General features: G+C 61.2%; 14 protein-coding genes. 12 read left to right on the top strand and 2 right to left on the bottom strand.

Annotated features, from left to right (window positions below; genetic code table 11):
• Nucleotides 1–3 precede the first annotated feature (3 nt).
• On the bottom strand, nt 4–465 hold the full coding sequence (locus tag HYT87_04565; protein MBI2059024.1) for a MaoC family dehydratase N-terminal domain-containing protein: 462 nt from the start codon (nt 463–465) through the stop codon (nt 4–6).
• An 84-nt stretch (nt 466–549) separates the two neighbouring features.
• On the opposite strand from HYT87_04565, the gene HYT87_04560 reads away from it, so the two are divergent.
• From HYT87_04560 to HYT87_04540, 5 genes are all read left to right on the top strand, one after another.
• The gene (locus HYT87_04560; GenBank protein ID MBI2059023.1) at nt 550–894 is read left to right on the top strand and encodes a hypothetical protein; all 345 of its coding nucleotides are present in this window, start codon (nt 550–552) and stop codon (nt 892–894) included.
• 44 nt (nt 895–938) lie between these two features.
• Entirely contained in the window at nt 939–2,087 is a 1,149-nt protein-coding gene (locus HYT87_04555) for an acyl-CoA dehydrogenase family protein (GenBank protein MBI2059022.1), read from the top strand.
• An 89-nt stretch (nt 2,088–2,176) separates the two neighbouring features.
• Nucleotides 2,177–3,181 (top strand): porphobilinogen synthase, encoded by a 1,005-nt coding sequence (gene hemB / locus HYT87_04550; protein MBI2059021.1) that lies wholly within the window; start codon nt 2,177–2,179, stop codon nt 3,179–3,181.
• Nucleotides 3,178–3,969 (top strand): tRNA pseudouridine(38-40) synthase TruA, encoded by a 792-nt coding sequence (gene truA, locus HYT87_04545; protein ID MBI2059020.1) that lies wholly within the window; start codon nt 3,178–3,180, stop codon nt 3,967–3,969. Before hemB ends, truA begins: the two co-directional genes overlap by 4 nt.
• A gap of 19 nt (nt 3,970–3,988) precedes the next feature.
• On the top strand, nt 3,989–4,810 hold the full coding sequence (locus HYT87_04540; GenBank protein ID MBI2059019.1) for a glutamate racemase: 822 nt from the start codon (nt 3,989–3,991) through the stop codon (nt 4,808–4,810).
• Between the two features lie 172 nt (nt 4,811–4,982).
• Here HYT87_04540 and HYT87_04535 read toward each other — a convergent pair whose 3' ends face one another.
• A complete protein-coding gene (locus HYT87_04535) occupies nt 4,983–5,825 on the bottom strand; it encodes a site-2 protease family protein (protein ID MBI2059018.1) in 843 nt (280 codons plus the stop codon).
• Nucleotides 5,826–5,928: 103 nt separating this feature from the next.
• Here HYT87_04535 and rdgB point away from each other — a divergent pair, with 103 nt between their 5' ends.
• From rdgB to HYT87_04500, 7 genes are all read left to right on the top strand, one after another.
• Nucleotides 5,929–6,537 carry an RdgB/HAM1 family non-canonical purine NTP pyrophosphatase gene (gene rdgB, locus HYT87_04530; protein ID MBI2059017.1) on the top strand — a complete coding sequence of 203 codons (609 nt, stop codon included), beginning with the start codon at nt 5,929–5,931 and terminating at the stop codon, nt 6,535–6,537.
• A 2-nt stretch (nt 6,538–6,539) separates the two neighbouring features.
• Nucleotides 6,540–7,901, top strand: coding sequence for a phosphoglucosamine mutase (locus HYT87_04525; GenBank protein MBI2059016.1), 1,362 nt, complete (start codon nt 6,540–6,542; stop codon nt 7,899–7,901).
• 18 nt (nt 7,902–7,919) lie between these two features.
• Nucleotides 7,920–8,645 carry a pyridoxine 5'-phosphate synthase gene (locus HYT87_04520; protein ID MBI2059015.1) on the top strand — a complete coding sequence of 242 codons (726 nt, stop codon included), beginning with the start codon at nt 7,920–7,922 and terminating at the stop codon, nt 8,643–8,645.
• Nucleotides 8,646–8,757: 112 nt separating this feature from the next.
• Entirely contained in the window at nt 8,758–9,141 is a 384-nt protein-coding gene (acpS, locus tag HYT87_04515) for a holo-ACP synthase (protein MBI2059014.1), read from the top strand.
• Nucleotides 9,142–9,193: 52 nt separating this feature from the next.
• On the top strand, nt 9,194–10,771 hold the full coding sequence (locus HYT87_04510) for an NAD(P)H-hydrate dehydratase (GenBank protein ID MBI2059013.1): 1,578 nt from the start codon (nt 9,194–9,196) through the stop codon (nt 10,769–10,771).
• Entirely contained in the window at nt 10,758–11,225 is a 468-nt protein-coding gene (gene tsaE, locus HYT87_04505) for a tRNA (adenosine(37)-N6)-threonylcarbamoyltransferase complex ATPase subunit type 1 TsaE (protein ID MBI2059012.1), read from the top strand. Before HYT87_04510 ends, tsaE begins: the two co-directional genes overlap by 14 nt.
• Before the next feature lie 51 nt (nt 11,226–11,276).
• The gene (locus tag HYT87_04500; protein MBI2059011.1) at nt 11,277–12,515 is read left to right on the top strand and encodes an aspartate kinase; all 1,239 of its coding nucleotides are present in this window, start codon (nt 11,277–11,279) and stop codon (nt 12,513–12,515) included.
• Nucleotides 12,516–12,559: the final 44 nt, after the last annotated feature.

The following is a 12,559-nucleotide window of genomic DNA, read 5'->3' as shown; positions in this document are numbered from 1 at the left end:
GTGCTAGGCAGCCTCGTCTTTCGGGGCTTCCTTCATGATGACGGTGGAACGTGAGGCAAATACCGGCTTCTCCGTCGCGGAATCCTTGCCGATGATTTCGATCACGTAGAATTCCATTTTTCCGCTTCCGCCGGATTTCTCGTACACGTCGGCCAAGCGCGCAGTGCAGGAGACGGTCATGCCGGCCGTCAGCGGGGCGAAGTATTCGAACTCCATTCCTCCGTGGAGGATTCTTCTGAAATCGAGGGGGAGTTTTTCGCGGAGTGGCTTGGCCGCCTCGTTCATCGTGGTTGCAAACGTGGGGGGAGCCACCACGCTTGCGAATCCGGCCTTCCGTGCCGCCGCCTCATCGAGGTAGATTGGATTCAAGTCTCCGAGGGCCTCTGCAAACCGCCGGATGGCGCCTTTTTCGACCTCAAAATCCACGGGCGTCCCCTCGATCCCGATGAGGCTTTTGTCGACCATGTGAATCGAGCGTACTGCGTCCGGTCGCAACCGTCAATTCATTCCGGGATTGACCTGATGATGGGGTCACGGTAGGAAGGAGGCATGGGGGCTGCATGGATCGTTTTGTGGGCTACGCTGCAATTCGTACCGCCGGCGCAGAGGGCGGATGACGGGGAGGCGCAGGATGATCCCGGCTTGCACGTGGAGTGGGACGATCTGGACGCAAGTCGGAATCGCGTGACGCCGGCCGTGCTGTGGTCCCTCTTGCCGGGGGGAGGCCAATTCTATTTGGGGAATGTCGGCGCCGGGCATATGCCGAATGTGACCGAAGCAGGGCCGTTCGAAAGCTACAGCTCCGCGGACAAGGCCCTGCTCGTCTTCGCCGGCACTCCCTTTCTGGCGAAACAAATCAAGGTTCCCCCCATGACGTTTCGTTTCACATGGTAGGATCGCCCTTGACAGAATGAGGTGAGCGGATAAACTCCGCCCCTATGATCGACTTTGAATTTACCCCGGAACAAGAAGCATTGAGGGGCCTGGCGCGCGAATTTGCGCAGAAGGAAGTTCTCCCGCGCGCTCCCCAGGCCGATGAAACAGGCGTGTTCCCCATGGACGTTGCAAAGAAGGCCTGGGAACTGGGCTTGGTCAGCTATCGCATTCCGAAAGAATACGGAGGGCTGGGACTCGGTTCCATCGAGGACTGCATCGTGGCCGAAGAAATTTGCGCCGCCTGCATGGGCATTCATGCGACGCTCAACATCACCAACCTGGCCATGGAGCCGATCCTTGTGGCGGGAACGGATGAGCAGAAGAAACAATGGCTCAGGCCGCTGACCGAAAAACTTATGCTGGCCGCCTACTGCGTTACCGAGCCGGCGGCCGGCTCGGATGTGGCGGGTATCCAGAGCACAGCGGTCAAGAAAGGAAACGTGTACGTGTTGAACGGGACTAAACGATTCATCACGGGGGCGAGTCTCGCGAGCTACTACGTCGTGTTCGCGTACACGGACAAATCCCAGAAGCACAAGGGGATGACGGCGTTCATCGTTCCGAAGGAGCTGAAGGGGATCACGGTCGGCAAGAAGGAAAACATGATGGGCCAAAGAGCATCCGACACACGGGAGATCAGTTTCGAGGATGTCCAGGTTCCAGCGGAAAACCGCCTGGGTGCCGAGGGCGAGGCGTTCAAGATCGCGATGAAGGCATTTGATCGGACGCGTCCCGGCGTGGCCGCCGGCGCGGTGGGCATCGCGCGCGCGGCGCTGGAGTATTCCACGCGCTATGCCAAAGAGCGCAAGGCGTTCGGACAGCCGATCGCCGAGTTTCAGGCCATCCAGTTCATGTTGGCGGACATGGGGATGCAGATCGAAGGCGCCCGCCTGATGACGCTGAAGGCGGCCTGGCTGATCGACCATGACCAACGGAATTCGAAGCTGGCCTCGATGGCCAAGGCCTTCGCGTCCGACGTGGCCATGAAGGCGGCTATCGATGCGGTTCAGATCTACGGCGGTTTGGGCTACTCAAAGGAATACCCCGTCGAGAAGCTCATGCGGGATGCGAAGGTGACGCAGATCTACGAGGGCACGTCGCAGGTCCAACGAATGGTCATCGCGCGGAGCTTGATTCAGGAGATCAATTAGCAAGCGGTCAGCAGTCAGCGATCAGCCGTCAGCAAGAAAAGAAGTGCTTGAAAGGCTGAGAGCTGATGGCTGAAGGCTGATAGCTGAAAATGGCCTTCCCCACCACCCGTCTGAGACGGCTCCGGTCGAGCGAGTCCATCCGGACGCTCGTCCGCGAGACGCGCCTTTCACCCTCGGATCTGATCTACCCCCTTTTCGTTGAGCCGGGTCGAAGCATCAAGCGGCCCATTCCCAGCATGCCCGGCCAGTTTCGCTACTCGGTGGACAAGATCGGAAGCGTGGCGAAGGAAGCCGAAAAGCTCGGCATTCCCGGCGTGCTCTTGTTCGGTGTTCCCAGCCGGAAGGACGAACGGGCGACCGAAGCCTACGCGAAAAGCGGATCGGTCCAGAGGGCGGTGGCGGACATTAAGTCGAAGGCTCCGGGGCTCTGCGTTATCACGGACGTCTGCCTCTGCCAGTACACCTCCCACGGGCACTGTGGCATTGTGGCGAGGAAGGGCAGGGAATTTCAGATTCTCAACGATCCCTCGCTGGAGATCCTAGCCCGCGTCGCCGTTTCGCACGCGGAGGCCGGGGCGGACATCGTGGCCCCGTCGGACATGATGGACGGACGCGTCGGAGCCATACGAAAGGCGCTGGACGGATGCGGCTTTGAACGAGTGGCCATCATGAGCTACGCCGCAAAGTTTTCGTCGGCCTTCTACGGCCCGTTTCGCCAGGCGGCGGAATCGACTCCCCAATTCGGAGACCGGCGGGCGTACCAGATGGACCCGGCCAATGCCCGCGAGGCGATGCGGGAAATGGAGTTGGACGTTGAGGAGGGCGCGGATATTCTGATGGTCAAACCAGCTCTGGCCTATTTGGACATTATCCGGAGGGCTCGGGAGAAATTCGACCTGCCTCTGGCTGCCTTCAGCGTGAGCGGAGAGTACGCCATGCTGGAAGCCGCTGCGGCGAAGGGATGGATCGAGAAGGAACGCGTGATGTTGGAGATGTTGACGGCGATTCGTCGTGCGGGGGCGGACATGATCCTGACGTATTTCGCCCCGGAAGCGGCGAAAAGTCTTCACGCCGGCTCGTCTCGCCGTCCGTGAAGCGGAGCGAAGGGGACGGCGAGGCTTCTCGGATAAGAGAAGCGGAGCGCAGGATCCGGGTGACGTTGGCCTTCGACGGAACCGAATTTTCCGGGTGGCAGATCCAGAAAGCGAGACGTACCGTGCAAGGCGTGCTTGAAGAAAGCCTGCAAAAGCTGCTGGGCGAGCCCGTGCGGGTTTCCGGGTGCGGCCGAATCGACGCCGGCGCCCACGCCAACTGCCACGTCAGTCACTTCGATGCGCATTCGAGGATGAAACCCGATGACCTTCGGCGGGCACTGAACGCGGTACTCCCGGATGATATCGTCGTTCACGATGTGGCGGAGGCCAGTCCCGATTTTCACTCGCGCAAGTCGGCCGTGGCCAAGACCTACGAATACGCGATCTGGAATGCTCCGAAGCGTCCGCTGAGGGATCGACGCTACGTTTGGCACGTGCCCATGCCGTTGGACGTGGAGGCCATGCGGCGGGCCGCCTCCGCGCTCGTGGGTCGAAAAGATTTCGCCGCGTTCCGAAACGTGGGGAGCTCGGTCAAGACGACGGTGCGGGACCTGAGCCGTATTGAGATTGATCGGGAAGGGAGCGTCGTTCGAGTCCGAGCGACCGCGAACGGGTTCCTGAAGCAGATGATGCGCGTGATCGTAGGCACGCTGATGGAGGTCGGCCTTGGGCGAATGGAGCCTGAGCGGATCCGGGAAATTGTGCAGAAGAAACAGAGGTCGAAAGCGGGCCGAACAGCTCCGGCGCGGGGGCTCGCGCTCGTAGAAGTGGAGTACCCCCGAACGTGAACGGCCGAGGTAAAGTCTAATGTCAAGAACGTCCCCAATCTCCGGTGATTCGCGGCCCATCGGGGTGTTCGATTCCGGCGTGGGCGGCCTCACCGTACTCCGGGCCATTCACGAACGCCTGCCGAAGGAGCGCCTAATCTATTTGGGGGACACGGCGCGCGTTCCCTACGGCACGAAATCCCGCGAAACGGTCATCCGCTACGCCGTCGAAAGCACCATTTTCCTGACCTCCCGGAATATCAAGGCTCTGGTCATCGCCTGCAACACCTCAACGGCGTACGCGCTGGATCGGATGAAGAAGACGTTCAATCTCCCCGTGATTGGGGTCATCGAGCCGGGAGTCAAGCAGGCCCTGCTGAAGACCGTGAGGAACAGGATCGGAGTCATCGGAACCGCCGGAACCGTGGCCAGCGGAGCGTACCAGCGGGAGTTGCGCGCAAGGCGACCGGACGCCCGCGTCACGGCGCAGGCCTGTCCGCTGTTCGTGGCCCTGGCCGAGGAGGGATGGAGCACCGGCAGGATTGCAGAGGAGACGGCCCGTCGCTATCTGCTCCCACTTCGGAAGCGCCGACTCGATACGCTGGTTCTCGGTTGCACGCACTACCCGCTCTTGAAATCGACCATCAGGAAAGTGATGGGTCCCGGAGTCTTGCTGGTGGATTCGGCGGAGGCGGTAGCGGAAGAAGTGGAAAGCGTTCTGGGAGACAAGCAGCTCCTGGCGGAGGGCTCGGGGAAGGGCTCTTTGGAGATTTTTGCGACGGATGTGGGGGGAGCTTTCCGGCGCGTCGCCGAGAAATTCCTCGGCCGACCGCTCCGCGAGGTCAAACGCGCAAGGATCTGACGCACCCTGAAGGGTGCGCTTACGGCGGGTGGCCGGCTCTCCTATACTGGTAGCCGCGGGCTTTAGCCCGCGTCCGAAGACGCACCCATAAAGGGTGCGCCTACCAAGAACCCACGCAGATCGACCGGGTGGCCACAGGCTTTAGCCTGCGCCAGAAGCCGGCCCTCCGGCGCTACTCCACCCTCACGAGCTGAATTGGATTCGGGGTAAACGTCAGGATGAAAAGGATAAAGCTCAGCAGGCCCATCGCCTTCGTCTTCCCGTCCAATGGCGAGATGGAGTCGAGCGGCGGGGGGTGACGAAGACCAATCACGAGCAGAAGCATGGAAGCCCACACAAACCATCCGAACCACTTGAACGTCAGTGCGAAGAGGATGGCGACCGTGACCAGACCCACGAGGCGAAAGCGTCGTCCCAGGAGGGAGTAGGCGATGTGGCCTCCGTCGAGCTGCCCGACGGGAATCAGATTGAGCGAAGTGACGAACAGCCCGATCCAGCCCGCGTACGCCACGGGATGCAGGTAGAGGTCGTAACCTTCGGGGATGGGACCTACGAGCATGCCGGAAAGCCACCCGAAAAGGAGATTGTCGCCGAGGAAAATGGCGTATTGCCCTGTTTCCTGGGGGAGCGGACGTATTTCCGAGAGTTGGAGCCCCCAGATGAGCACGGGCACGGCCACGACCATGCCGGCAATCGGTCCGGACGCGCCGATGTGGACCAGCGCGCGCTTACTGAAGATGGGCGATCTCATCCGGATGAATGCGCCGAACGTGCCGATGATGTTGGGAATCGGAATGAAATAAGGGAGCGAGGCATCCACGTGGTGATATCGGGCGGTGAAGAAGTGGCCCAGTTCGTGGGTCAGGAGAATCAGGAGCAGCGTGGCGGAAAAGGGCCAGTGGTTGAGGAGGTGTGACCACTCGGTATCCCCTGTCCGCCGCGCTTCCGCGTACAGAGTTGAAAGAACGGTGAGCACAAGAAGAGTCGATGCAACAACGATTTCTCTTTTTCGCACGTCGCCATCATATCCGACATTATGCGAGCAAGGAAACGCAGCGCTGACGCCGTGATAATTGGCCGATTGATTTTTGACCCGAAATTTGAATAATGGTGTCCGTATGTCCAACGACGTCACGATCCTCATTGCCACCCGTAACGAGGGAAAATTCAGTGAAATCAATGCGTTACTGTCTGATTTGCCGTTAAATTTCGTCAGTTTGAATGGGCTGGAAGGCACCCTGGACATGCAGGAAAACGGTTCTTCGTACGAAGCGAACGCCGTCATGAAGGCCAAGGCTGGGAGTCAAAAGTTTCAGATGGTTTGTCTCGGTGAGGACTCGGGATTGGAAGTGGAGGCGCTTGGGAAAATGCCGGGGCTTCATTCGGCCAGATATGCAGGCGACGACGCGTCAGAAAAAGATAACAATCGCAAATTGTTAAGAGAACTCACCAAGAAGAAAGTCTTGTTGGAAAAGCGGGTTGCCCATTTTGTGTGCGCCGTCGGACTGGCCATGCCGGATGGCCGCGTCTTCTCGTCCAGCGGGACCGTGAAGGGCGTGATCCTGTCGCGTGCCAGGGGCAGGAGCGGGTTCGGCTACGATCCGCTATTCTTTCTTCCGGAATTCAAGAAGACGTTCGCGCAAATGAGCCTGGCCGAGAAAAACCGGCTCAGCCACCGCGCCCGCGCGATCGAAGGCATCCGGAAGTATCTCAAGAAGCTGGTTTGATCGTGGGAGAACTTTTCGGGACGGACGGCATTCGGGGTGTGGCCAACGAGCACCCGATGACGCCGGAAATGGCGCTCAAGCTCGGCATGGCTGCCTCCTACTACTTCGGGCGGGACAGCCGCCACCCGAAAATCCTGATCGGCAAAGATACCCGGCTCTCCTGCTATATGTTCGAAAACGCGCTGGCTTCCGGAATCTGCGCCATGGGGGCCGACGTCCTCCTGTGCGGGCCAATGCCGACGCCCGCCGTGGCCTACCTCACGGCCAGCATGCGCGTGGATGCCGGAGTCATCATCTCGGCCTCCCACAATCCGTACCACGACAACGGGATCAAATTTGTGGGGCCGGACGGATTCAAGCTGAGGGACCAGATTGAGAACGAGATCGAGAGCCTCGTTCTGAGCAACGAGCTGGAGAAACATCGCGTTCGGCCTTCCCAAATTGGCAAGGCACGGAGAATTGTCGACGCCAACGGCCGTTACATCGTATTTCTGAAGAATTACTTTCCAAAGGATCTTTCGCTGAACGGCGTTAAGATCGTCATCGATTGCGCCAACGGCGCGGCGTATCGCGTGGCCCCGCAGGTCTTCAGCGAACTCGGCGCGGACGTCACGGCCATCCATGCCTCCCCCAACGGCATGAACATCAACGACCACTGCGGCGCCACCGATCCGGCTGCCCTCTCGGCGAAAGTGCGCGAATCCGGCGCGGCCCTCGGGATCGCCCTCGACGGGGATGGAGACCGCGTGATCCTGGTGGACGAACAGGGCGAAGTGGTCAACGGCGATGAGATGCTCGGTATCTGCGCCATGGATTACAAACAAAGCGGCCGGCTTCATGGAAATGCGTTTGTCGCGACGGTCATGAGCAACTTCGGCCTCGAAGCGGCGATGCGGGCGCAGGGCATCCGGGTGGTGCCGGCGCCGGTGGGCGACCGATACGTCATCGAGGAGATGCGGAAAGACGGGATCATCCTCGGTGGGGAACAATCGGGCCACATTGTCTTTCTGGATCGGCACACCACGGGCGACGGCATTCTAACGGCCCTGGAAGTCCTGGCCATCTCCATCCGTTCGGGGAAAAGCCTGGGGCGTCTCAAGGAGTTCATGCGGAAGTTTGCGCAGACTCTTGTAAACGTGGAGGTCCGCGAGAAGCGTCCTCTCGATTCGATGACAACCGTGGGTCGTGCCATTAAGGACGTGGAGTCGAAGTTGAACGGAAAGGGGCGAGTGTACGTCCGCTACTCCGGGACCGAACCGCTCGCGCGCGTTCTGGTGGAAGGGGAGGACGAGCGACTCACTCGCGCCTTCGCCCACCAAATCGCGATCGAGCTTGAGCGGGAAATAGGTGTCCGTTCGTCGTGATCCCCGTAGGGGGAAAACGTGACGCGCAGAAAACTTTTCGTCAACGTCGACCATGTCGCCACCGTCCGCCAGGCGCGGCGGGCGAAATACCCCGACCCCGTTGCCGCCGCCACGCTGGCCGAACTGGCCGGGGCGGATGGCATCATCGTACATCTCCGAGAAGACCGGCGGCATATCCAAGACCGGGATCTTACTTTGCTCCGCCAGACCGTGCAGACGGAGCTCCACATGGAAATGGCCGCTGTGAATGAAATGGTCCGCATTGCGTTGGCGGCCAAACCGGAGTTCTGCGTGCTGGTGCCCGAGCGGCGGGAAGAGCTGACTACGGAGGGCGGACTGGACGTGGTCGGTCGCCACAAAACGATTTCAGGTGCCGTTCGTAAGCTGAACAAGGGTGGACGAAAAGTGAGCCTCTTCATCGATCCGGAAAAATCGCAAGTGGAAGCCTCCAAGGCGGCCGGCGCCGTCATGGTGGAGCTGCACACGGGCGAATACTGCAACGCTGGGGGGGAGGCAAAGCGGGCGAAGGAATGGGCGAGGCTGCGCGATGCGGCGCGGTTGGCCGCGGATTCCGGACTCGTGGTTGCCGCCGGCCACGGACTGGACTATCAGAATACCCAGCGGGTACTGGAGATCCCGGAAATTCGCGAATTCAACATCGGTTTCAGCATCGTGGCGAGGGCGGTGCTCGTCGGTTTCGAACGGGCCGTTCGTGAAATGGTAAACATCCTACAGGGAGGCTAGGAATGCGTGCGAAAACTGCATGCCGTAGGGGAGGACCTTCAGGTCCTCCCTGCTTGGGAGCAGCTAAAGCTGCTCCCTTACCGCGGCCCAGAAGAAATGTTGTAGTGCCATAATGGCCATCTTCGGAGTGGGCATCGACGCGGTGGAAGTGGAGCGCGTCGACCGCCTGCTGAAGAAATTCAAGAAGCGATTTCTTGACCGCTTGTTCACGCCAGGGGAGCAGCAATATTGCCAGCGGAAGGCGCACGTGGGGCAGCACCTGGCCGCCCGGGTCGCGGCCAAGGAAGCGTTCGTGAAAGCACTGGGGACCGGATTCCGGGGTGGGATTGCGTGGAATGAAATCGAGGTCGGACGTGAGAAGGGCGGTCGGCCTTGCCTGGTCCTGCACGGTCGCGCAAAAGAGAAGGCCGCCGCGGCGGGAGTCAGCGGGGCGCATCTCTCCCTGTCACACACGGACAAAATGGCCTTCGCCGAGATCATTTTGGAAGTGTCATGACGCTCCTCATTCTCCCGACGTCTCCCGCCTCTCACCTCTCGCCTCTCACCCCATGAAAGTCGTCACCTCCGAACAAATGCGCCGGATCGATGATATGGCGATCCGGAAACTCGGGATTCCGGGCTTGAAGCTGATGGAGAACGCCGGAGCCGGGGTGATCTCGGCTGTTGAGCGTAGGTGGGGAACGGTCAGGGGGAGGAAAATCGTCGTCATCTGCGGCAAGGGAAACAATGGCGGAGATGGTTTCGTGGTGGCCCGGCTGGCGAAATCCCGTGGAGCGCGGGTGCGTGTGCGGCTCCTGGCGGATGCCCCGGAGATCCGCGGAGACGCGCTCGTCAATTTGAAGCGTTGGAAAAAAGCCGGAGGAGCGGTGGAACGGGCCCCCTTGACGGACGCGGACCTCGCTGACGCTGATTTCATCGTGGACGCGATTTTCGGAACCGGCCTCTCACAACCCTTGGCGGATCGATTCGCGTCCGCTGTGGACGCGATCAACGTTTCGGACCGGCCGGTGGTCAGCATCGACATCCCTTCCGGCGTCAACGGCACCACCGGCGAGATCATGGGATGTGCCGTCCGCGCCGATCTGACCGTGGCCTTGGGCCTGCCGAAATGCGGACACGTTCTTTTCCCGGGGGCCGAGCAGACAGGAAGCGTGGAGGTGGTCGACATCGGTCTTCCGGCGGAAGCCTTGGCCTCCGAACCGTCGTCGATCGAAATGACCACCGGAGCGGAGATGCGCAAACTCTTTAAGAAACGGCCTGAGGGGAGCCACAAGGGGGACTACGGGCATCTCCTCCTCGTTGGAGGTTCGCGATCAAAGGTGGGGGCGATCGCCATGGCGGCGCGCGCCGCGATCCGGTCGGGCGTCGGCCTCGTCACGGCCGGTGTTCCGGAGAGCGCCGAACTGGGGTTTCACACGCTGGTGCTCGAAGCGATGTCCGTGGCCCTTCCGGAGATGGGCGGGGAGCTTTGCCGTGAGTCCGCCGTTGCCGCCTTGGAGGCTTCGAGAGGGAAAGATGCGGTGGCTTTGGGACCCGGATTGGGGTGGAGCGAGGAGACCACCGCGTTCAGCCGCGAATTTGTCGCCTCGCTGCAGTCTCCGCTCGTGGTCGATGCAGATGGACTGAACGCGCTCTCGGACCGGCCCGATATTCTCGAGCGGCGGAAGGCGTCGACGGTGCTCACGCCGCACCCCGGTGAAATGGCGAGGCTTTCGCATTCGACCACGCAGGAGGTGCAGGCCAACCGGATCGAAAGTGCGGTAGGGTTCGCGAGGAAACACAGCGTGGTCGTACTGCTGAAGGGCGCCCGCACGGTTGTGGCGACGCCCGAAGGAGTGGCCCACATCAACCCAACGGGGAATCCGGGTATGGCGACGGGCGGAACGGGTGATGTCTTGACCGGCGTGATCGGTTCACTTCTAGCTCAGGGATTCTCGGCTCTTGATTCGGCTCGCGCGGGGGCCTATCTCCACGGATGGGCCGGCGACGTAGCCGCGGAATCGAAAGGGCAGATCGCACTCGTGGCGATGGATCTTGTGGAATTTCTCCCCACGGTGTTCAAGGAAATCGAAACAAGCCGTGCCCCCTACGCTCCGCTCCGAGGACGGCGAAATGAAAGGCCATGAAGCTCTTGCGCCGCCCGGCGCTGACCGGTCGTGCCAGACCGACGAGGAAACCATGGCTCTCGGCGAGGAGGTGGGTCGTGCCCTCCGGCCGGGGCAGGTCGTGGCGCTGACTGGCCCGCTCGGGGCAGGGAAAACGGTCTTCGTGAAGGGGATCTCCCGCGCGTTCGGACTGGATCCAGCCACGATTACGAGCCCCACTTTCACATTCGTCCACCGGCATGAAACCGGGGAGCGGGGACCACTGATTCACGTGGATCTGTTCCGCGCGGAAACCCCACGCGAACTGGCGTCGATCGGTCTGGATGAAATCCTGAACGCGGGTGCGATCGTGGTCGTCGAATGGGCGGAGCGGGCCGAGGCCCATCTTCCCGCGGACTGCATGCGCGTCCGGATCGACTACGCCGCCGAAGGTCGACGAATCCGCATCGAGAATCCACATCCGTCAATAATTTGACACTTGTCAGGGAATTCCCGCGTGCCTAGAATAGCATCCGCCTCGCAGCCCATGGGAAAAAACATCATCGTCCAAAAATTCGGCGGCACATCCGTCGGAAGCATCGAGCGGATTAAGGCCGTGGCGGACCGCGTCGCCCGGACGGCGAAAAGCGGCAACCGCGTCGTCGTCGTCGCCTCCGCCATGTCCGGCGAAACGGACAAACTCGTCAAGCTCGTCGGCCAGATTACCGAGAGCCCGGACCCCCGCGAATATGACCAGATCGTCTCCACGGGGGAACAAGTCTCGATCAGCCTCCTCGCGCTGGCGCTTCACCAAGCGGGCCTGAAAGCCCGCTCCTACCTGGGTCACCAGGTGCCGATCGTCACGGACACCATCCATTCCAAAGCGCGGATTGTGAAAGTGGACCCGCGCAAACTCGTGGCGGATCTCCGAAAGGGCGCCGTCCCCGTGATCGCCGGTTTCCAGGGCGTCACGGAGAGCGGGGAGGAAATCACCACGCTGGGGCGCGGAGGATCGGACACCACCGCCGTGGCCGTGGCAGCCGCCCTGAAGGCCAAGGTCTGCGAGATCTATACCGATGTGGACGGTGTGTATACCACCGATCCGAACCTCTGCCCCGAGGCGAGGAAGCTCGACCGTGTGTCGTACGACGAGATGCTCGAGATGGCCAGTCTGGGCGCGAAGGTCATGCAGACCGTGAGCATGGAGTACGCCAAGCGATTCATGGTCCCGTTGCACATTCGAACGAGTTTCTCCGATGAGCCGGGCACGCTCATCGTGAAGGAGGATAGCCGCATGGAGAAACAGGCCGTCACCGGCATTACCTACAACAAGAACGAGGCGAAAATCGCCATCCGGAGGGTGCCGGACCGTCCGGGCATCGCGGCCAGAATCTTCGGGCCCGTCGCCGAGGCGAACGTGGTGGTGGACATGATCGTGCAGAACGTGAGCGCCGACGGCTACACGGACCTGACGTTCACGGTCATGAAGAACGAGTATAAGCAGGCGATGGACGTGGTGAAGAAGGTGGCCAAGGACGTGGGCGCGGGTGAAGTGGAGGGAAACACCTCGATCGCCAAAGTATCCATGGTCGGCCTCGGAATGCGGAGCCATTCGGGCGTGGCCTCGCGCATGTTCGACGCCCTCGCCAAGGAGAGCATCAACATCCTGATGATCAGCACCTCCGAAATCAAGATCTCCGTCGTGGTGGACGAGAAGTTCGGCCAGCCGGCCGTCCGTACCCTCCACCGCGCCTTCAACCTGCACGAGAAACCGAAAGAGGAGTAGGCAGCCGCGATCCCGCTTGACCCGGCGGGCGGGGTTCTGATACG

It is taken from the genome of Nitrospirota bacterium (assembly GCA_016180645.1).
In the GTDB taxonomy this organism is placed as follows: Bacteria; JACPQY01; JACPQY01; order JACPQY01; family JACPQY01; genus JACPAV01.
This window is presented reverse-complemented; position numbering and strand designations above follow the sequence as displayed.